The sequence below is a fragment of the Tolypothrix sp. PCC 7712 genome, from assembly GCF_025860405.1.
Lineage (GTDB): Bacteria > Cyanobacteriota > Cyanobacteriia > Cyanobacteriales > Nostocaceae > Aulosira > Aulosira diplosiphon.
Window position 1 is genome coordinate 2,470,337 of the sequence record NZ_CP063785.1, and the last position, 18,889, is coordinate 2,489,225.

The following is an 18,889-nucleotide window of genomic DNA, read 5'->3' on the forward strand; positions in this document are numbered from 1 at the left end:
TTGATAAATTAGATTTACGAATTACGATGATTCACTAAATGGTAGCCAGCGCTGCCTTCGCGATAAAACATATTAAATGTATCAAATGGAATAATCCTACCATCTGGATGCACAATATGAATACAAGACCGCTTAACAGAACGGACATCAAAGTTAAAAGCATCAAGAAACTGCACAATCATTACCCGAAATACATTGGAGTAGTTAATACCTTCTGGTACAGCAATCATTGGCAAACAACACAAAAGCTGCTTGAGCGATAAAGCGGCAGATTTGGGTGAATGACTTGTTGAAAATAATTCAAATATTTGTTTTTTCAGTTCTTCATTTTGTTCATAAAGCACGCTATTGGGCATAATTTTCACAAAAACATCTGGATTAATTAACCCAGTTAATGGTATTACTTGACCATTTAGTTTTAATGCATAAGTCATAGCTAAAGAATCAGGATGGCAGGGAACAGGGAGAATATCTTCAGGTTTAAAATAAGGACTCTGTTCTAAAATGGAGCGTCGGACTTCGGTTAAAGTATATCTATCTCGTTTAGGGTCAAATCCTTCTAATCTTCCTGCTGCTTGTATTGGTTGAAATGTCACGCCTCGAATACATTTCTGCTGCAAAGCATACTCAATAATTTTGCCAATCTCACAATCGTTCAGTCCCTTTTTGAGAGTGACAACTAAAGTTGTAGAAATATTATATTCATTGAGATGCTCAATTGCTTTTTGCCTAACTGCCCGTAAATCTGCACCGCGTAACTCTTTTAACGCGTCTAATTCAAAGCTATCAAATTGCAAATATATCTCAATTCCTGGCATATATTGGCTGAGGCGATCGCAAAAAGATTTATCCTTAGCAATCATTACGCCATTGGTATTGATCATTAAATGCTTAATCGGCTTAGTTTTGACAATATCTAAAATTTGAAAAAACTCAGGATGAATCGTAGGTTCACCACCGCTTAACTGCACTATCTGCGGTTCTCCTTCATTGGCGACAACCGCATCAATCATCTTTTCGATTTGCGCTAGACTCCGATGCAGTCTTGGTTGATGGGAGATTTCTGAAAATTCTTCTGCACCAGAATCGGCATAACATATTGGGCAAGAAAGATTACATTTATCTGTAACTTCAATTAATGTTAAACAGCTATGCTGTTCATGATCTGGGCAAAGTCCGCAATCATAAGGACAGCCATATTTTATGGGTGTATTAAACTTTAATGGCATATCTCCAGGTTTGATAAACTCTAGAGATTTTTTATAGTATTCAATATCATCCGCGATTAAAACTTCTTCTCGTCCGTGGGTGGGACAGTGTTTTACTAAGTAAACACAATCATCCTGAAATATAATTTTTGCTTCTACCTTGACTAAACATTTTGAACAAACACTATTAGTTAAGGCATAAAAGAGATAATTACGAGTAGGCATAATAAATAAATTTGTAAGTTGTTACTAGGCTAAACGCGATGCCAAACAAGCAAGATTTATGGATTTCATATAGCGTACTGAAAAACTATTTTTATTCAGAGTTTCTGAATTTAAAGGTAAATCAGTTGTGAAATTGAAATATCTGAGAGATGGTGTGGCGATAATACACAATAGTTAATAAACAAGCCACTTGAATTGCACTTAAGCCCCAGAAAGGATGAAAATCAGGTTTAATGAAATCTACCAGAAAACGAAAGCTAAAATAAGAAATTAAATAAAATTTAAATAAATCACCATTTTGATATTGATAGCGACTGCGAAATTGCAAAAATATAATTAGCAACCCTAAAAATAAGATTTCATATAACTGTGTGGGATGGCGGAAAATACCATCGCCAAAATCTATACCCCACGGTAATTTTGTGGCGATTCCATAAGTGCGATCGCTCAATCCCGTGAGAAAGCATCCAATTCTACCAATGGCTGTGCCAACAATCAGAGGATAAACAAATACATCACCTGTAGACTGATGAATGCCAATAATTTTTTTAGTAAGTTCTACACCAATTAACCCGCCTAAAAGTGCCCCAACGACTGTTTTACCCTGGAGTAATAGTAATAGAAACTGCTGTTGATTTTGCCAAATCAAATCAATATGTTCCACCCCTACCAGAAGTTTTGCTCCCATTAAAGCGCCTATCATACCGCCAACAATTACAGAACTGCGCTGGCTAGGTGCGATCGCATCTTTGCGAAGCCGAAATATTAACAAACGAAATGCTACTGCATAAGCTAAAGATTCAAATAAAATATGAGGATGAATTCGCAAAGAACCCAACCAAATATAAACAGGGAAATTCAGCATAATTTGTAATTATATTCAGCACTTATGCCATAGCTTTTACACTGATAAATATAGCGAAATTTATCTGCGTTCATCTGCGTACCCTGCGGGTTCGCTATTAGGCGTTCTCGTAGAGTAGCCGCTACGCGTCTATATCCTCTTTTATCTGCGGTTAATTTTTGATTCAAAACACTTCTACTTAACAGATTAAATTCTCTAATTCCCTTGTGAATGTGGCAAAATGCCCGCCTGAGAGTACAACGCCTACTTCAGCAACATCATGATTTCGTCACACCAAGCTAGCCAGCCCATTTCGTAGTGAATTCCTTTCAGCAACGTCATGTACTGGAACTTGAGGGTATTTGATAAATCTTGCGGATTCTGGAAGTACTGGTTCTGAATTTCTTGATAGATTGCTAATCGCTGCTGATGTTGCCGACGATGCACTTCCAGCTTGGCTACTATCGTTTGCTGCGGTACTAGATGCCCAGCATAAAGTTTTAACAGCAATTCATCTTTGAGGGGTGCCATTTCCTCAGATTCAGCAATCCACTCACATAACTGCTGTTTACCTAACGCCGTCACACTATATATCCGTTTGTCGGGTCGATTTTCTTGCTGTACAGATTCAGCTTGCAGCCATTCCTTTTGTTCTAAGCGGTTCAGTTCTCGATAAATCTGTTGAAAACTGGCACTCCAGAAAAAACCAACCGACCCTTCTACCGAGGGGTTAAAACGCTTGGCAAGGTCATAGCCGCTACTAGGGGCGCTAACTAAGACCGACAAAATGGCATAGGTAAGAGACATGGGTAATGGGTTGACATATTCACTTAGTTGAATATAACTTAGAATATATATTCAATTAAGTGAATAATATATTAATTGAATATTTAGCTGACACAAAGCAACACCATCAACAACTCTCAAGAGGGTAGTGCAATGAGTTATTCAATTTATCAAATTAATTTGCCCGAAAGTCCCGAGGCTGTTGTCTTTGTCAACGGCATCATAGCGCGCGATTCTCCATAGGAGAGGCTACGCCAACGCATCGGCTTTTTCTGGATGTGGAAAAATTTATTTTGGATAAGTAGTTCAACTACCAAAGCTGAAGGTTGCGTACAAGTTAAAGCGGGAATTTGTTCCGCCAACGAAGTGATTATGGTTAGCTACTGGCGTTCCGCCCATGACTTGAAACAGTTCTTCCGTGGTGAACCCCATCGGCGGATGATGCAGTTTATCAGCAAAAATCCCAACAGTTTGTGTTTGTATAACGAGACATACCAACCACAGCACAGTGGCAAATACAGCCATGAACCTCAAGCAATGGCAAGGCTGTACCCAAGTGTAGCGAAATGAAAAACTCCACCCACAAGGGGATGGAGTTTTTGGGCATGGGGAATCGGGCATGGGGCATGGCGAAGAAATTACCAATGCCCAATGCCCAATGCCCAAAGCGGCGAGGCGCGCACCTTACGAACCCAAAAGAGAATACAGTTTCCCGCCGCTTTCAAAAAAAAGAGGTGGTTAACCCACCTCTATCATCTAACCAGGAAACCCAAACTTCTAAACTAGAACCTTCGCCAAAATCGGTTCTACACTCTTAGCAATTTCTGGGACGTAAACCTGGGAAACATAGTCAGCAATCATCCTATCGGTGTTAAATAGTGGTGCATTGGTTTTAATTGATGTCTTCATCATCTGCACCCAACCCGAGGAAACACCTTGAGAATTTTGGTTATAGTACAAAGGCACAATTTCTTGTTCTAATAGCTGATAAAGCGATTGAGAATCTATGCGATCCTGTAATTCTTGATCACTAGTATGAGCATCTTCACCGATAGCCCAACCATTAAGCCCTTTACCATCGCTTCCAGCTTTGTAGCCTTCACACCACCAACCATCAAGGACGCTTAAATTTAGTCCACCGTTAAAGCAGACTTTTTGTCCACTGGTACCTGATGCTTCTAGAGGACGACGGGGGTTATTTAACCACACATCCACACCTTGCACGAGTTTTTGTCCGGTGTAAATGTCGTAATCTTCAATAAAGGCGACTCGATTACTCAGCCCGGAATTTCGGCACCATTCCATCAATCGTTGGATAATCCGCTTCCCTTCTTCATCCGCAGGGTGAGCTTTTCCTGCGAAGATAATTTGGACTGGATTTTGAGCATTGCTAAAAATCTTCTTCGCCCGTTCTGCATCTCGTAAAATTAAATCTCCCCGTTTGTATGGGCTAAAGCGGCGGGCGAATCCAATCGTTAACACATCAGGATCAAGCAGGGTATTAGTAGATTCAATAAAGTTGTAATCTTCTCCCAGTTGTTCCCTGGCTTTCCTAACTTTATAACGGGTGTAAGCGATGAGTCTTTCTTTGAGGACGCGATGTCGCCACCACAGTTCTTCATCAGGAATCTCGTCAACTTTTGCCCACATTTCCGGCAACATGGCGCGATTTTTCCAATCTTCGCCCAAATACTGATTGTACAAGTCACCTAATAAAGGCGCAGTCCAGGTAGGTGCATGAACACCGTTAGTAATGTAACCAATAGGAACCTTATCTTCTGTATGTTGTGGATAGAGGACAGTCCACATTTTGCGGGAAACTTGACCGTGTAATTCACTTACACCATTGCAAGCACGAGTCATCCGCAAAGCTAAAACCGTCATTCCGAATGGTTCCCAAGGATCACCCAATCTCCTTGCACCTAATGCCAAAAATTGCTCGCGGGAAAGTCGCAACTGCGGCCAGTATTGAGCAAAGTAGGAGTCGATTAAATCTGGAGAGAAGACATCATGTCCGGCGGGAACAGGGGTGTGGGTGGTAAAGACACAACGATTCCGCACCGCTGCTTCAATGTCATAGAAAGATTTGCCAGTCTTTTCGATTTCTAATCGAGCAACTTCTAATGTACAGAAAGCGGCATGTCCTTCGTTGAGGTGATAAACAGATGGTTGAATACCTAAAGCATTCAAAGCACGCACACCACCAATGCCTAATACTACTTCTTGGGCGATACGAGTTTCTAAGTTACCGCCGTAGAGGTGTCCAGTTAGCCAACGGTCAATGGGGTCATTGTCTTCGCGATCGCTATCGAGTAAATATAAAGTTACTCGCCCGACTTGTACCTGCCAAATTTGGACTTTTACTTGCCTTTGACGAACATCTAGGTGAATAATCAACGGTTCCCCATTTTGAGTTTTTACTAACTCAATGGGCATGTGTTGGAAAGGGTTATCAATATAATAATCTTCTTGCCAACCGTGACGGTTCAAGCGTTGACGAAAGTAGCCTTGGCGATATAACAAGCCTATACCCACCATTGGTACACCCAAATCTGAAGATGATTTGAGGTGATCCCCAGCCAGAATTCCTAAGCCACCTGAGTAGACTGGTAAGGATTCATGAATACCAAATTCCGCACAAAAATAAGCAATAGGATTGTCTTTGCTAAGTTGCGGTGCAACGCCGCTTACCCAAGTATCTTTTTGCAGCAGATATTGGTCAAACTCTTTTGCCAAGGCAGAGATTTGCTTCAGATAAAAAGGGTCTTCTGCTAATTGGGTGAGACGTTCATAACTTGCTGATTCTAAAATCGCCACTGGGTTATGCCCACAGCGTTCCCATTCTTGGGGATCGATAGTTTGGAATAGAGCAATGCGATCGCCACTCCAACTCCACCAATAGTTATAAGCCAAATCTGCCAAACGCTTTAACGGAAAAGGTAACTTTTCGCTTAAGCGTAGCGCTGCGGTCATTGCACTACTATTAGCCATAAATTCTCAGTTCTCTGCTATTTTCCCTAGTTCACTTCACATCTGCTTGCGCGTAACTGCTATTCAGTTCGATTACAACGGCGACTTCATCGATCAATTCTCCCGGAAGTCGAAGCAGTTACTCAAAAATTAAACACAATTCTAGTGAATGGTTTTTATTGTTTCTACGATTACAAAATTATCTCTGTTTTTGTGATTTTTTTATATCAATTTCAATCACATTTTTTTAAACAAAATATTTGATGTTTAACATTTATTTATAAACTGCAATAATTCACTACAAAAAATGTTAATTAATTCCGAAAGTCAATATCTGTATAGACTCTGTTCTTTACAAAAATAAGTTTGAACCGAGAATAACTGTAATTTTACTGTGATTTATAGCCAACCTAATGGCTTTTAAAGGCGCAATGAATGAACATATATTCATTTTGTAAAAATACGGAAGGTGAATAGTGGATTTTGATACTGGATTGCGAGCGATCGCCTTCACAACTCCATCATTGCACTTCAAAACAGAAAACTTCGCACTCCAAAGTCAAGCGATCGCCTTCACAATCTCATCATTCCACCTCAAAACAGGAAATTTCTCGTTCCAAAGTCAAGCGATCGCCTTTACAACTCCATCATTCCACCCCAGAACAAGAATATTCTCGTTCTAAAGTCAAGCGATCGCCTTCACAACCCCATCATTCACCTTTAGAACAGGAACATTCTCGTTTGGAACAAGAACGTTCTCGTTTAAAACACGAAAATTCTCAATTGGAACTGAAACATTCTCGTTTGGAACAGGAAACTTTGAGTTCAGAACACGAAACTTGGAGATTAAAGCTTGATTGATGAGGCTGAGAACTTAAATTTTACTTTTCTGAGGCGAGGCGATCGCTAAGAAATGCTAAATTGTCACGCACAGTAATAGTATTGGGATGATTTATCCCTAAAGTCTGCTCACAAATATCTAAAGCTTGCAGATACAGGGGTTCGGCTTCGCTGTATTTTCCTTGGGATTTGTAGAGTGTAGCCAGATTGTTGAGGCTAGCAGCAACATCTGGATGTTTGTCACCTAGCAAGCGTCGCATGAGTGACAAAGCTTGCTGGTACAGGGGTTCGGCTTCGCTGTATTTTCCTTGGGATTCATAGAGTGTAGCCAGATTATTGAGGCTAGCAGCAACATCTGGATGTTCTTCACCCAGCAAGCGTCGCTTGAGTGACAAAGCTTGCAAGTACAGGGGTTTGGCTTCGCTGTATCTTCCTTGGGATTTGTAGAGTACAGCCAGATTATTGAGGCTAGCAGCAACATCTGGATGTTCTTCACCCAGCAAGCGTTGCCTTAGTTCTAAAGATTTTTGATACAGGGGTTCGGCTTCGCTGTATTTTCCTTGGTAGTAGTAGAGTGCAGCCAGATTATTGAAGCTAGTAGCAACATCTGGATGTTCTTCACCCAGCAAGCGTTGCCTTAGTTCTAAAGATTTTTGATACAGAGGTTCGGCTTCGCTGTATCTGCCTTGGGATTCATAGAGTAATGCTAGGTTATTGAGGCTAGCAGCAACAGCTGGATGTTCTTCACCCAACAAGAGTCGCCTTAGTTCTAAAGATTTTTGGTACAGGGGTTCGACTTCGCTGTATCTGCCTTGATAATCGTAAAGTAATGCTAAATTGTTGAGGCTGGTAGCTAAATCTCTCTCTAAACCTAATTCTTTTTGCAATTCTACAGCTTTGCTTAAATACTCAATGCCTAATTCTTGCTCTTTCTTATAATCTTGACACTCACCCCGGTCGAGTCTTTTTCTATAAATATCTCCTAAGCTAAAGTATAAAGTCGCTAAATTTACATCCTTAACACCACGCTGTTCTAAATTTTGAATAAACCCTTGTAAATCTTCTATAGGCAACAAATAATCATTGTCATCATCAAAACCAGAAATTTCATTATCCCGGAAAGCAAAACGAATCGCTTCTAAATCTCTACCAGCAACAGTATTTTTTCTTCTAGACACAAACCGAAAAACACCATTGCGCCAACTCCAAAAATCAGGGGCTTTTTTAATTAACTCAACTAATATTTGATTAGTCACCCACAAGACAATGGCAAAAGGAAATGCCCTCAAAGCTTCCCTAGTCCACTGTAAATAACCGAAAAAAACCTCTTGTTCCGAACGTTCCTTGCCCAGTTTCAGAAAATGAAGCTGTTCTGCACCAGTCACCGTAATTACTGCTGGTTGATTTTGCTGCAAATACTCTTCACTTCTGACTAATTGAGAAATAGCAGCCGTCAAACTCGGCTCATCCCTTGCCAATGTCACCCGATAACAACGGATTTCCGGCTGTAATTCTGCTTCATACTCAGCAATAATTTCATCCCGAAAACTAGCATCATCACATACAGCAATTAGCAAATTTAACCGATTGGCTTTAGCCTCAATAGAAATAGTTAAAGAATCATAAGCATCTCTGTTGTCATCATCTGTCAGTAAATCTTCATTCATCATTAATTAATCATCCCCCTACGTCTCAAAGTTTCTACAAGAATGGGGTGAATATCATACCAAGTCTCATCATTACGATATTCCAATATATACAATCCATGCAGTAATTCTAAAAACTCTGACTGCTTGACATCTTCAGGCTCAAAATTATGATAAGTAGTTGCCAAAATTCTCAAATCTTCTTTTCCTAAGCGCAGAGAAAGTTCATTCCGAATTTCTTTAATTGCTTGTTCTATAACTTGGTCATCAATTACAATTCTTTCTTCTGGTTTACGCCTAATCAGTCGTAAACAAATAAGGCAACATACATTAGCCAGACGAATCAACTCCCGCAACACTCCACCACTGTAAATAACAATCTTCTCTGTAGCTGATTTGTCTATTAATTCACTAGAAATTCGTTTTTGTAATATTTCACATAAAATATCTGTTGCTTCCCGTCGCGGCTTACCATCAGGCAAGCGATTCTCACCCTTTGTAAAAATTTTTATTACAGGCATCACCACAATTCTGTAGTTACTTTCTGCTTTAATAATTTCCCAAAGAAAAGTATTGCACATTACCGCAATAGGGACAGTATAAATAATCCGAATATTCGGTTGAAACAGAGATTTAATATTGTTGCCATAAATTTCATTGACTCTTGCTAAATCTAGTTTATCTAAGTCATCAATGATCACTATAGTTTCTTTTTTAGTAGCTACTTGAATCAAGGCTGCAATTTCATTAATCCGAGCAACTAAATCAGATATTTTGCCTTCAAATTCCTGTTTAATTTCTTCTCTAACTTTGGCATCAGCTTTTAATTGAGCTTTAATAAATTTGAGTAAATTAAAACCAACTTCCAGCCCACCTCCTAGCTCTACCTCTGTAGTCCGAGTGCGAGTTGCAAACCACCCGTAGATTTGAGCTTTAGTAGTGTTAGGGATTTCTACTTTACGTGCTTCCGCCTCAAACATTAAATCAAGCGCGATCGCAAACAAAATATTAATATGATTAACAGCCGACATTTCAATACTGTCAGCAATCGAAAATACAACTACAAAATAATTATCTTTAATTTGTCTACTTAATTCAGCTAATAAAGAAGATTTACCGCATCCCCGATGTCCAGTAAATACAATCTTCGCATCACCATTAGGACTATATTCAATGTATTGAATTAACTTCTCTATAGAATCATTACCATAATCAACTCTAAAATTATCTGTTTCCTTCTTTTCCAGTAAGGGAAATAATTCGAGATTGTTATATGCTTGCTTAAAAGATTCTTGTAATTCGCTAGACATTGGCTTTGACAAAATAATATTTTTACTGCCTATTTATATTAATGCCTACCTAGCCCTAACTCAAAAATCTGTTTACCATCTCTCTACATTTCTAGCGTAAACAGAAAATCTCATCTTCTTCCATTCTAACCCCAAAAAAACAATACCCCTCTCCGCCGCCGGAGAGGGGTTAGGGATGAGATATCACACTTCTCACTGCTGACACTCAGCAATCAACACTGTCTAATAAGCGTCTTGCAACTCGTAGAAATCAGGCGAGATGTAATCCTTCCGCAAAGGCCAACCTACCCAATCTTCAGGCATTAAAATCCGCTTCAGGTTGGGGTGTCCTTCATAGACAATGCCGAACATATCATAAGACTCGCGCTCTTGCCAGTCTGCGGTCTTCCAAATCCAGTAGACTGAAGGCACTGTGGGGTTTTCCCGTGGGAGGAACACCTTCAATCGTACTTCTTCAGGGCGATCGCTATTATCACCTACTTTAATTAAGTGATATACACTCACCAACTCTTGCCCAGGGCCGAGGTCAACACCACCTTGGAACTGGAGACAATTAAACCCGTAAGCATACAAAGCTGTAGCGGTGGGAAGTAAGAAATCTCGTTCCACCTTGAGTATTTCTACTCCGTTAACATCTGGTGCCAAAACCTCATGGTCGAAGCCATTTTCGCTCAACCATTGAGAAACTTTACCGGCTTTTACCAGTGAATCTTCTGCTGGTACTGGCTTAGATTCTTCATCAGCCACGGTTTGTTTCCTCCTTCTGTTTCTGGGATGTCAATAAAGCTGGTGGAACTGGTAAACCAATCGCTTCCGCCAATTCCTTAGGTGGTGTAAAGCGAGTATCTGACTGCATATACTTACCAGTCAAAATTTCCGCCACAGGCTTCAGATTGTGAGTTGTGCTGTAATAGCGGTGGGTTTGCTTAATTTGATCCCGTTCTTGGATGGAATCGTTAGCTATCTTCTTCCGCAGCTTAATAATTGCGTCAATAATCGCTTCTGGACGCGGCGGACAACCAGGCAAATACACATCTACAGGAATGAGTTTATCAACTCCACGCACAGCCGTGGGGGAATCAACGCTAAACATCCCGCCTGTGATTGTACAAGCTCCCATCGCAATTACATACTTTGGCTCAGGCATTTGCTCATAAAGACGTACCAATTGCGGTGCCATCTTCATGGTGATTGTGCCAGCCGTAATAATTAAATCGGCTTGGCGCGGGCTGGAACGGGGAATTAACCCAAAGCGGTCAAAGTCAAACCGAGAGCCAATTAAAGCTGCAAACTCAATAAAGCAGCAAGCCGTACCGAATAGCAACGGCCACAAACTAGAAAGCCGCGCCCAGTTGTAAAGGTCATCAACCGTAGTCAGAATCACGTTTTCTGAAAGGTCTTGAGTGACAGTGGGACGCTCAATAGGGTTGATGATGCGTTCTTTGTCCTGAGTTGGTAAATTAGAATTCAAGACCATTCCAAAGCTCCTTTACGCCATGCGTAAACTAAGGCGATTACAAGAATTGCAATAAAAATTAGCGCTTCAATGAATGCCAATAGCCCTAGACGGTGGAAAGCTACCGCCCAAGGATACAAAAACACAGTCTCCACATCAAAGACGACAAAGACCAGCGCAAACATATAGTAGCGAATGTTGAACTGAATCCAGGCTCCGCCAATGGGTTCCATCCCGGATTCATAGGTGGTGCGCCGTTCCGCACTTTTGCCGCTGGGTCGTAGGAGCTTGGACGCTGAGAGCGCCAGGGCAGGCACTAGGCTACAGATAATGAGAAAGCCTAGAAGGTACTCGTAACCGCTGAGAACAAACACAATGGATATCTACCGCTTATGGTGTAAATAACGCCGTAACTTTCTTTTACATTATATCTTTTAGGCATTTCTGAAATCTGGGAAACAGAAGCTCTGAAGGTATTTGATTCGTTTTTAGTTGTGATAGAAAAATCTAACAGTTATGTCATAATTTGTAACGTATATTTAATATTTGCCCCTCTGCGAGGCCTAAGCAATGAGCGAACAAAGCGAACAAGCTGTTGAAACTCAAGTATTAGACCGCTATGAGTGTCGCTCCTGCGGTTACATTTATGAACCTGAGAAGGGAGATGACAAATATGAAATTCCCCCTGGAAGACCCTTCGCAGAACTGCCTGTAAATTGGCGCTGTCCCGTATGTAGTGCAAAGAAGCAAGCTTTCACCAACATCGGCCCAGCAGGTCAAGCATCAGGCTTTCGCGAAAATCTTGGTTATGGCTTAGGTGTCAACACCTTGACACCAACCCAAAAAAACCTGCTGATTTTCGGTGCTTTAGCACTAGCTTTCTTATTTTTTCTCAGTCTCTACGGGTTACAATAGATACTATTTGTTGCCCAGTCTCGGTATTTAGCAGCCACCACTCAATTTTGAGGTTGGTAAATCTTTTTCCCAAACCCGTACACAAATTTAGAAACAACTAAGAAATAAAAAATACTGATGCACGCAATTTTGAAAAGTTGGCAACGAATATTTGCCGTATTGATAGTTGTCCTGATGTGTATAGGTTGTAGCAAAGTTCCTTCTACCAGCTATAACCCCTGGGCAGTTATTTCTGTCCCCACAGAAGCAAAGCTGTTTGATATTGCTTTTACAGAAAATCCTCAGCATGGCTACATAGTCGGTAGCAATGCCACCATTTTAGAAACCAATGATGGTGGAGATAGTTGGAAACCCTTAAACCTAGCCCTGGATGACGCTAGGTATCGCTTTGATTCTGTTAGTTTTGCAGGTAAAGAAGGTTGGATTGCTGGCGAGCCTGGTTTGCTACTGCATACTACAGATGAAGGCCGTTCTTGGTCACGCATTCCCCTGAGTGAAAAATTACCTGGTAATCCCATTAGTATCAGTGCATTAGGGGCAGATACTGCTGAGATGGCTACGGATGTAGGCGCAATTTATCAAACCAAAGACGGTGGTAAAAACTGGAAAGCGCAAGTAGAAGCAGCTGTTGGTGTGGTACGTAACTTAGAACGTTCTACTGATGGTAAATATGTTGCGGTTTCTGCTAAAGGTAGCTTCTACTCCACTTGGGAACCAGGGCAAAATGCATGGGTACCCCATAACCGCAATAGTTCTCGCCGCGTAGAGAACATGGGCTTTGCTGACAATGGGCAAATGTGGATGCTGGCGCGGGGTGGACAAGTGCAATTTAGCGACCCCACCAAACCAGAGGAGTGGCAAGAAGCACAAAATCCCGAATTATCTACTAGTTGGGGTTTACTGGATTTAGCCTATCGCACACCGGATGACATTTGGGTAGGTGGCGGTAGTGGTAATTTACTGCACAGCCCTGATGGTGGTAAAACTTGGGAAAAAGACCGGGATGTAGAAACAGTAGCTGCTAACTTTTACAAAATTGTGTTTTTCCAACCCAACCAAGGATTTATTATTGGCGATCGCGGCGTTTTACTGAAATATAACCCCAACGTGGCCACAGCGTCCCCAGCAGAGCCAGCTTAAGGTCACACTAGCCTCTGTAATTATCCAGATTTCTGAGAAGGACGTTGCAAGTTGTAACTCTTTCTAAACTTTGTAGGATAATAAACTCAATAACTGTCTTTGTGAAGGTAGGAAATCAATGTCAGGTACCACTGGAGAACGTCCGTTTTCGGACATTATTACCAGCATTCGTTATTGGGTAATTCACAGCATCACCATCCCAGCATTATTTATTGCTGGTTGGTTATTTGTCAGCACCGGACTGGCATATGATGTTTTTGGCACACCCCGCCCTAACGAGTACTTCACACAAGTACGCCAAGAAGTACCCATTGTGAACAACCGTTTTGAAGCTAAAAAGCAAGTAGAAACTTATATCGGAAAGTAGTTTGAGATTATGACTAGCGGCAACAACATCAATCAACCAGTTACCTATCCCATCTTTACAGTTAGATGGTTGGCGGTTCACACCCTAGGTGTACCTACTGTCTTCTTCTTGGGCGCGATCGCCGCAATGCAGTTTATTCAACGCTAGGAGCAACTCATGGAAAGAACGCCCAATCCCAATAATCAGCCGGTTGAATTAAACCGGACTTCACTGTACCTGGGACTACTACTGATTTTTGTTCTGGGTATCCTGTTTTCCAGTTACTTCTTTAACTAACTGGCAAAATCTTTGTTAATCATTTGTTTATTCAACTTGTGTTGATTTGTTGTTAAGGGAGGAGAAAAGCTGTGTCAGGAAGTGGGAGAATTCCCCTGTGGGTCGTCGCTACGATCGCAGGATTAGGTGTAATTACAGTTGTCGGCATTTTCTTTTACGGAGCCTATGCCGGAATCGGTTCTTCACTTTAAGAGTAGCTGGAGCCGAATATCATAATAATGTAGATTCTCTAGCAGTTGTTTAGAAATCAACATCATAAAAAAACCGCCCGTCTCATAGAGATAGGCGGTATTAATTATTTGTGATTTGTCATTTGTCCTTGGTCAATAGTTTACCAGTATCGGAGTACTATTGACTAATTGCTGTAGCACAAATTAAGCAATATCTTCGCGTTCAATATAGATAAACAAAAACGCAAATACTGCGATGGGTACACCCCAACCAATAATGGGAACGAACAGAGCAGGCAAGTAAGAAGTACTAGCCAAGATTGAAGGAAAAAGTTCAGTTGTCATAGCTAATTATTCCTGTTGAATTACACTTCAATTCAAGATGAGCTTACTGCAAATTCTGTCCCATTTTTGAAAATCTAAAGATTTTTAACACAGCCTGATTTAGCGAGAATGTCTAAATACCTAAGAGTTCATCTAGCTGCAAATTCGGCAAATCAGGAGGAATTACAGAGCGTGTTAGGGAAATTTTGTCACTTTCTTGTTGAGTTTCTAAATTAAGTGCGATCGCTTCTACTCGCATTTCTAAGCAGCCAAAAGGTACATGTAATTGTGTCTTCACTTCCAATACTCCCAAAGCGTTTGGTAGTAAGTCTTTGAGAATATAGGGGCCGTCTATTAGCCAACGTGTTTGGCAATCCTTAATCCATAACTTCACCACAACTTCTGGTGGTACCTCAGGTAGTTCTATGCGTACCCGTACAGATGTACCAGCAATTAATTCTCCCTCTGGTAAATACAGTTGCGGAATTGGTAAAGGCTCAACAACTGCTACAGCCATCAATGGTAATGGTGATGGTGGTGCTATTAATGGTACTTCCTCTTGTTCTTCTTCTTCAGGAACGCTCGGAACTATCTCTTCTTCCGGCTCAATGTAAGTATCATCTACAATAATTTCTTCTGTAACCCGAACTAGGGGTATCTTCGGATAACGTGGTGGCGGGGGAGGTGGCTCTGGTACTGGTAGCGTTAACTCTACTTCTGATACATTTTCTGCTGTCTCTAGCTCCTGTTGAACAAGCTCCAACTCATCTGCAAATATTCCCATGTCAGCATCTAAGTTGAATGACAAGTTGAGTTCAATATCAGTGCTTTCAGGGTTAAAAGCATCACTAATTTGCTCATCGGGTGTTGTCTGGTGTGCGACAACATCCATTTCATCATCTTGATCTAGCAGATGGATCGGTTCGGGTAAAGAGAAGCCTTGGCTTTGCAACCACTGTGTAATCAGTGGAGATGAGTATGGATTTCCCTCTATAACTAATTTGGGACGAGTTGGTGTATCTGTTTCCACAACTGCATCATCAATTAATTCCGCATCAGGTGGTGTAGTTGGTTGTACAGCATCATTAATTAATTCAATTAATTCATGAGGTGGTAGGGTAGCAGGTTGTACAACAGCATCATCAAAACCTGGGCGAGTTGGTGTAGCTACTTCTGCAACCGTATCATTAATTAATTCAGGAGGATGAGGTGTAGCAGGTTTTGCCACTGTCTCATCAAACTCCGGTCGAGTTGGCGTAGATACACCAGCAATATAGGCATCAATTAATTTAGAGCGACGTGGTACAGTTTCTTCGACAACAGGTTGATTTTGAGATTGTGGATAGCTACGTAATAATTCAGCGTTCAATTCCAGATCAGGTAAATTGACATCTAGCGCTGTTGATGTTTTTGGAGACTGAGAATCTGATGGAACTGCGTCCTCACCACCGGGTAAAGCTGGTAACGGTTTCAAGAATGGAAATGTACCGCTCATTATGGGTAATCGCCGATTTGTAATTACCAGCTCATCCATGTTGATCGCGGCTAACGTATCAACCTTGTCGAGACTTTCTTCTTGTTTCGGCGGCTCTGCTGTCAGAGATTCTGCCACCTTAGCAGGTATAGGAGGTAACGGTGGCATATTCGGCAATTGAATCCCACTATGAGACTCTACAGATTTTTTTGGCGATCGCGTTTTAATTTCTGGGGGAAGAAATTTCGGCACCAACCCACCAAGAGTTAAAGAATCATCTGATTGGATCGTTTTGACTAAATTCAACAGTGACAAATCAATACCAGGTGATGACTCAGCGGTTGCAGGTGCAGGTATTTCTTCGACAATCTCTGGTTTTTTGGCTGTGAGTTCGGCTTTGATGACCAGTAATTCGCTTACATCTGCTGTAATTGTGAAAGACTGGCTAGCTAAGGGAACTACTTCCCCACCCTCATTAACTGCACCATATAAATTGACATCCGCCAAAATTAACTTAGATTCACAATCAGCAGGAATATCAATTGTCGCTGGGATATGAAAAGGTACCACTTTGTTAGGTAAAGCTTGCCGTACCTGATGTAAGGTTTCTAAACCGAGAGGTGAGCGTAAATCAATTTTTAATTCTAAAGAATAGAGAGTTTGTTTCTCAGGAATCTCAACTTCTTCATTTTCTAGTTTTAGTTCTAATTGCCCATTAATTGCGAGACTTCCCCCCCAACGAGCAACATAGGTTTCCTGATCGAGCTTCAGCAACAGAGGTGGTAACCCTGGCGTTGCTGGCGGATCTGTCAACATTTCCTCATCGAAAAGCGGCTCAGAGGTAGGTAAGGCTAATTCTATTAAGTTTTGTAAAATCTGCTCTGCCGTTACTCCCTTCACCCAAACTGGGCTGACAGGCTGATCGATAATGGCATCTTCTAAATATTCAATTGAAACTTCGCTTCTGGCAGGGCTAATTTCTATTGTAGTTATTGTGGCTGGGGCAGTATTAACAGTTTTTGGCGCTGTAATGCTAGTTGCTGTCTCTTCAGGAACAGCAGGTGCAACATCATTAACAAGAATATGAAGAGACTCTGGGGGTGAATCTAATACTTGAGTTTCCTCAGCTGCTTGCTGAGATAAAACCCGCACATAGAGGTTGTATTGCCAAGATTGACCGCCGAGAATATCCGACATCAAGTCGCCAGAGCATTGCAGTTCCCAAATTCCCGCTTTGAAGTAGGTATAGGGAATTACCGCCATTAAACCTTCTGCATTAGTGCGACGCGATCGCTTCTGAATTCGCCGCTTGGGCGGGACTTCTTGCGTCGATGAGTGAATTACCCGTACTTCCACATCCGTATGAGGACGGTTAGAACGAGCCAAAACTCTATACCGACCTTCGATAATTTCTACCTTTGGCGATTCCAGGGTATGCCAAGCGCGATCGCCCTGTCTCTGTATCAGAAATTGCCAGTGTTCCATTGTGAGTGATGCCCAGACCGCAGACCAGCTGAGTAATATTTTGCATTACTTGCTTGCAAGTTTACCTCAGCAATTTACAATTGCATAATCTTAGGCCATGTTTTGATAAAGATACTGTTAAAAGGTAACTCTTCACAGTGAAATCATCATCAGTAAAATTTACATTACGGCCAGCAATTAATTGAGACTGTTTTTCCAGTATGACCCTTTATAATCCTCTCTCGGCATATTTAGAGCTAAAACTAATCCTGGAAACACTAAAGTATCAGACTCTTCAAGTTGTCCGTAGTCTCCTAGATTGGAGATAATAATTCCAGAGCAGTAATTCTCCATTATCTATGACTCAGTCCATAACTAAGCTAGTAACCTTTGAGGAATTTGTCGATTGGCTACCTGAAAACTCAGGGGTACGCTACGAATTACACAATGGAAATATTGTAGAAATGGCACAACCAGTAGGAGAACATGAAGAAGTAAAGGGTTTTATAGCTAGAAAAGTAACAGTTGAGTTTGATCGCTTAGACCTCCCCTATGTTATCCCCAACCAAGCTATAGTCAGACCACCTGAAAAAGATTCTGGTTATTTTCCAGACGTTTTGGTGCTAAACAGTGCCAATCTAGCCAATGAACCTTTGTGGAAAAAAGAATCTACCGTGAGTTTAGGTGCATCGATACCGTTGGTAATCGAGGTTGTATCAAGCAATTGGCGGGACGATTACTACTTAAAATATGCCGATTATGAGGAGATGGGAATTCCCGAATACTGGATTATAGATTATGCAGCTTTAGGTGGACGTAATTTTATTGGTAACCCCAAAAGACCAACAATCTCTGTCTGTAACTTGGTTGATGGAGAATATCAAATCAGTAAGTTTCAAGATAGCGAGCGTATTATCTGTCAAACATTTCCAGAGTTAAATCTGACTCCAAACCAAATTTTTCCAGCAAGTTTGCTGTAGTTTTTTTATTCGTCATTAATTTTGAAGCTATACTTTGCTAACTATAGTTTTTTATAGCAATTTTCTGCTTTATCTATGGGATAGTTATTTTCAAAAAAAACTAATTTAAAAATAAAGACTAGAGACTGGGAACTAGGCAGGAAATAATCTTGCCTAGTCCCTAATCTCTAGTCCATATTTTCTTTTTCATGTGTCCTAATGTACACAGTTACTGAGGACGACTTCTTAGTTGAAATCATCAAACATTATAAAGACTTCGATAGTAAGCCAAAATTTGCTGAACACGGTGCCGGCTTGAAGACTTAGGGTTGGAAACCCAAGAAATCCATAAACCTTCAATTTGACTTTGATAATAATCAAACTGTAGAGACGACTGAGGTATCAAACCTACTTCTACCCCTTCAACTTGACGCAAATGAGCCGCTATTTCTCGATAGACAGCTAAAGGCAAACCAGCAAATTCAATTTTTTCCTTCGTCTCCATTGTAATGAAG

General features: G+C 41.1%; 22 protein-coding genes. 10 read left to right on the forward strand and 12 right to left on the reverse strand.

The window, feature by feature from the left end:
• Window positions 1–14: 14 nt before the first annotated feature.
• The 3 genes from HGR01_RS10095 to HGR01_RS10105 form a co-directional block, all read right to left on the reverse strand.
• Complete coding sequence (locus HGR01_RS10095) at window positions 15–1,433, reverse strand: radical SAM protein (protein WP_045872968.1); 1,419 nt, start codon at window positions 1,431–1,433, stop codon at window positions 15–17.
• Between the two features lie 121 nt (window positions 1,434–1,554).
• Window positions 1,555–2,295, reverse strand: coding sequence for a prolipoprotein diacylglyceryl transferase (locus HGR01_RS10100; RefSeq protein ID WP_045873030.1), 741 nt, complete (start codon window positions 2,293–2,295; stop codon window positions 1,555–1,557).
• 246 nt (window positions 2,296–2,541) lie between these two features.
• Window positions 2,542–3,084 carry a PadR family transcriptional regulator gene (locus HGR01_RS10105; RefSeq protein ID WP_045872967.1) on the reverse strand — a complete coding sequence of 181 codons (543 nt, stop codon included), beginning with the start codon at window positions 3,082–3,084 and terminating at the stop codon, window positions 2,542–2,544.
• Window positions 3,085–3,339: 255 nt separating this feature from the next.
• Here HGR01_RS10105 and HGR01_RS10110 point away from each other — a divergent pair, with 255 nt between their 5' ends.
• Window positions 3,340–3,633, forward strand: a complete 294-nt coding sequence (locus HGR01_RS10110; RefSeq protein WP_228045319.1) for a monooxygenase family protein — start codon at window positions 3,340–3,342, stop codon at window positions 3,631–3,633.
• The gene (locus HGR01_RS10115) at window positions 3,630–3,881 is read left to right on the forward strand and encodes a hypothetical protein (protein WP_155539510.1); all 252 of its coding nucleotides are present in this window, start codon (window positions 3,630–3,632) and stop codon (window positions 3,879–3,881) included. Before HGR01_RS10110 ends, HGR01_RS10115 begins: the two co-directional genes overlap by 4 nt.
• Here HGR01_RS10115 and glgP read toward each other — a convergent pair.
• Complete coding sequence (glgP, locus tag HGR01_RS10120) at window positions 3,841–6,054, reverse strand: alpha-glucan family phosphorylase (protein ID WP_045872966.1); 2,214 nt, start codon at window positions 6,052–6,054, stop codon at window positions 3,841–3,843. The genes HGR01_RS10115 and glgP overlap by 41 nt on opposite strands.
• A gap of 462 nt (window positions 6,055–6,516) precedes the next feature.
• On the opposite strand from glgP, the gene HGR01_RS10125 reads away from it, so the two are divergent.
• Window positions 6,517–6,894 carry a hypothetical protein gene (locus HGR01_RS10125; RefSeq protein ID WP_045872965.1) on the forward strand — a complete coding sequence of 126 codons (378 nt, stop codon included), beginning with the start codon at window positions 6,517–6,519 and terminating at the stop codon, window positions 6,892–6,894.
• 20 nt (window positions 6,895–6,914) lie between these two features.
• Here HGR01_RS10125 and HGR01_RS10130 read toward each other — a convergent pair whose 3' ends face one another.
• The 5 genes from HGR01_RS10130 to ndhC form a co-directional block, all read right to left on the reverse strand.
• Window positions 6,915–8,543, reverse strand: a complete 1,629-nt coding sequence (locus tag HGR01_RS10130; protein ID WP_045872964.1) for a tetratricopeptide repeat protein — start codon at window positions 8,541–8,543, stop codon at window positions 6,915–6,917.
• On the reverse strand, window positions 8,543–9,829 hold the full coding sequence (locus HGR01_RS10135) for an ATP-binding protein (protein WP_045872963.1): 1,287 nt from the start codon (window positions 9,827–9,829) through the stop codon (window positions 8,543–8,545). Before HGR01_RS10135 ends, HGR01_RS10130 begins: the two co-directional genes overlap by 1 nt.
• 222 nt (window positions 9,830–10,051) lie before the next feature.
• The gene (locus HGR01_RS10140) at window positions 10,052–10,576 is read right to left on the reverse strand and encodes an NAD(P)H-quinone oxidoreductase subunit J (protein ID WP_045872962.1); all 525 of its coding nucleotides are present in this window, start codon (window positions 10,574–10,576) and stop codon (window positions 10,052–10,054) included.
• A complete protein-coding gene (ndhK, locus tag HGR01_RS10145; RefSeq protein ID WP_045872961.1) occupies window positions 10,569–11,306 on the reverse strand; it encodes a photosynthetic/respiratory NAD(P)H-quinone oxidoreductase subunit K in 738 nt (245 codons plus the stop codon). The genes HGR01_RS10140 and ndhK overlap by 8 nt, the downstream gene beginning before the upstream one ends.
• On the reverse strand, window positions 11,297–11,659 hold the full coding sequence (gene ndhC, locus HGR01_RS10150; RefSeq protein WP_045872960.1) for a photosynthetic/respiratory NAD(P)H-quinone oxidoreductase subunit C: 363 nt from the start codon (window positions 11,657–11,659) through the stop codon (window positions 11,297–11,299). The genes ndhK and ndhC overlap by 10 nt, the downstream gene beginning before the upstream one ends.
• A gap of 196 nt (window positions 11,660–11,855) precedes the next feature.
• Between ndhC and HGR01_RS10155 the strand changes: the two genes are divergently transcribed.
• The 6 genes from HGR01_RS10155 to HGR01_RS10180 all read left to right on the forward strand — a co-directional run bounded on the left by HGR01_RS10155 (window position 11,856) and on the right by HGR01_RS10180 (window position 14,174).
• A complete protein-coding gene (locus HGR01_RS10155; protein WP_045872959.1) occupies window positions 11,856–12,200 on the forward strand; it encodes a rubredoxin in 345 nt (114 codons plus the stop codon).
• A 117-nt stretch (window positions 12,201–12,317) separates the two neighbouring features.
• Entirely contained in the window at window positions 12,318–13,340 is a 1,023-nt protein-coding gene (locus tag HGR01_RS10160; protein ID WP_045872958.1) for a photosynthesis system II assembly factor Ycf48, read from the forward strand.
• Window positions 13,341–13,458: 118 nt separating this feature from the next.
• The gene (psbE, locus tag HGR01_RS10165; RefSeq protein ID WP_045872957.1) at window positions 13,459–13,707 is read left to right on the forward strand and encodes a cytochrome b559 subunit alpha; all 249 of its coding nucleotides are present in this window, start codon (window positions 13,459–13,461) and stop codon (window positions 13,705–13,707) included.
• Between the two features lie 9 nt (window positions 13,708–13,716).
• The gene (gene psbF, locus HGR01_RS10170) at window positions 13,717–13,854 is read left to right on the forward strand and encodes a cytochrome b559 subunit beta (RefSeq protein WP_015115279.1); all 138 of its coding nucleotides are present in this window, start codon (window positions 13,717–13,719) and stop codon (window positions 13,852–13,854) included.
• Between the two features lie 9 nt (window positions 13,855–13,863).
• Window positions 13,864–13,983, forward strand: a complete 120-nt coding sequence (locus HGR01_RS10175) for a photosystem II reaction center protein L (RefSeq protein WP_071989460.1) — start codon at window positions 13,864–13,866, stop codon at window positions 13,981–13,983.
• Between the two features lie 71 nt (window positions 13,984–14,054).
• On the forward strand, window positions 14,055–14,174 hold the full coding sequence (locus HGR01_RS10180) for a photosystem II reaction center protein J (RefSeq protein WP_013190555.1): 120 nt from the start codon (window positions 14,055–14,057) through the stop codon (window positions 14,172–14,174).
• A 183-nt stretch (window positions 14,175–14,357) separates the two neighbouring features.
• Here HGR01_RS10180 and HGR01_RS10185 read toward each other — a convergent pair whose 3' ends face one another.
• Together HGR01_RS10185 and HGR01_RS10190 are read right to left on the reverse strand one after the other, a co-directional pair.
• Entirely contained in the window at window positions 14,358–14,498 is a 141-nt protein-coding gene (locus HGR01_RS10185) for a photosystem I reaction center subunit VIII (protein WP_045872956.1), read from the reverse strand.
• Window positions 14,499–14,610: 112 nt separating this feature from the next.
• Complete coding sequence (locus HGR01_RS10190; protein ID WP_045872955.1) at window positions 14,611–17,436, reverse strand: hypothetical protein; 2,826 nt, start codon at window positions 17,434–17,436, stop codon at window positions 14,611–14,613.
• A gap of 338 nt (window positions 17,437–17,774) precedes the next feature.
• On the opposite strand from HGR01_RS10190, the gene HGR01_RS10195 reads away from it, so the two are divergent.
• On the forward strand, window positions 17,775–18,395 hold the full coding sequence (locus HGR01_RS10195) for a Uma2 family endonuclease (protein WP_045872954.1): 621 nt from the start codon (window positions 17,775–17,777) through the stop codon (window positions 18,393–18,395).
• 238 nt (window positions 18,396–18,633) lie between these two features.
• Here HGR01_RS10195 and HGR01_RS10200 read toward each other — a convergent pair whose 3' ends face one another.
• Complete coding sequence (locus tag HGR01_RS10200; RefSeq protein WP_045872953.1) at window positions 18,634–18,879, reverse strand: hypothetical protein; 246 nt, start codon at window positions 18,877–18,879, stop codon at window positions 18,634–18,636.
• Window positions 18,880–18,889: the final 10 nt, after the last annotated feature.

Excerpts from the sequence above, each read along its gene's own strand:
- glgP (WP_045872966.1), bottom strand. The coding sequence starts at position 6,054 with ATGGCTAATAGTAGTGCAATGACCGCAGCGCTACGCTTAAGCGAAAAG.
- HGR01_RS10135 (WP_045872963.1), bottom strand. The coding sequence starts at position 9,829 with ATGTCTAGCGAATTACAAGAATCTTTTAAGCAAGCATATAACAATCTC.
- HGR01_RS10200 (WP_045872953.1), bottom strand. The coding sequence starts at position 18,879 with ATGGAGACGAAGGAAAAAATTGAATTTGCTGGTTTGCCTTTAGCTGTC.
- ndhK (WP_045872961.1), bottom strand. The coding sequence starts at position 11,306 with ATGGTCTTGAATTCTAATTTACCAACTCAGGACAAAGAACGCATCATC.
- HGR01_RS10160 (WP_045872958.1), top strand. The coding sequence starts at position 12,318 with ATGCACGCAATTTTGAAAAGTTGGCAACGAATATTTGCCGTATTGATA.
- HGR01_RS10105 (WP_045872967.1), bottom strand. The coding sequence starts at position 3,084 with ATGTCTCTTACCTATGCCATTTTGTCGGTCTTAGTTAGCGCCCCTAGT.
- HGR01_RS10110 (WP_228045319.1), top strand. The coding sequence starts at position 3,340 with ATGTGGAAAAATTTATTTTGGATAAGTAGTTCAACTACCAAAGCTGAA.
- HGR01_RS10175 (WP_071989460.1), top strand. The coding sequence starts at position 13,864 with ATGGAAAGAACGCCCAATCCCAATAATCAGCCGGTTGAATTAAACCGG.
- HGR01_RS10095 (WP_045872968.1), bottom strand. The coding sequence starts at position 1,433 with ATGCCTACTCGTAATTATCTCTTTTATGCCTTAACTAATAGTGTTTGT.
- HGR01_RS10195 (WP_045872954.1), top strand. The coding sequence starts at position 17,775 with ATGACTCAGTCCATAACTAAGCTAGTAACCTTTGAGGAATTTGTCGAT.
- HGR01_RS10115 (WP_155539510.1), top strand. The coding sequence starts at position 3,630 with ATGAAAAACTCCACCCACAAGGGGATGGAGTTTTTGGGCATGGGGAAT.
- HGR01_RS10190 (WP_045872955.1), bottom strand. The coding sequence starts at position 17,436 with ATGGAACACTGGCAATTTCTGATACAGAGACAGGGCGATCGCGCTTGG.
- HGR01_RS10130 (WP_045872964.1), bottom strand. The coding sequence starts at position 8,543 with ATGATGAATGAAGATTTACTGACAGATGATGACAACAGAGATGCTTAT.
- psbF (WP_015115279.1), top strand. The coding sequence starts at position 13,717 with ATGACTAGCGGCAACAACATCAATCAACCAGTTACCTATCCCATCTTT.
- HGR01_RS10185 (WP_045872956.1), bottom strand. The coding sequence starts at position 14,498 with ATGACAACTGAACTTTTTCCTTCAATCTTGGCTAGTACTTCTTACTTG.
- HGR01_RS10155 (WP_045872959.1), top strand. The coding sequence starts at position 11,856 with ATGAGCGAACAAAGCGAACAAGCTGTTGAAACTCAAGTATTAGACCGC.
- psbE (WP_045872957.1), top strand. The coding sequence starts at position 13,459 with ATGTCAGGTACCACTGGAGAACGTCCGTTTTCGGACATTATTACCAGC.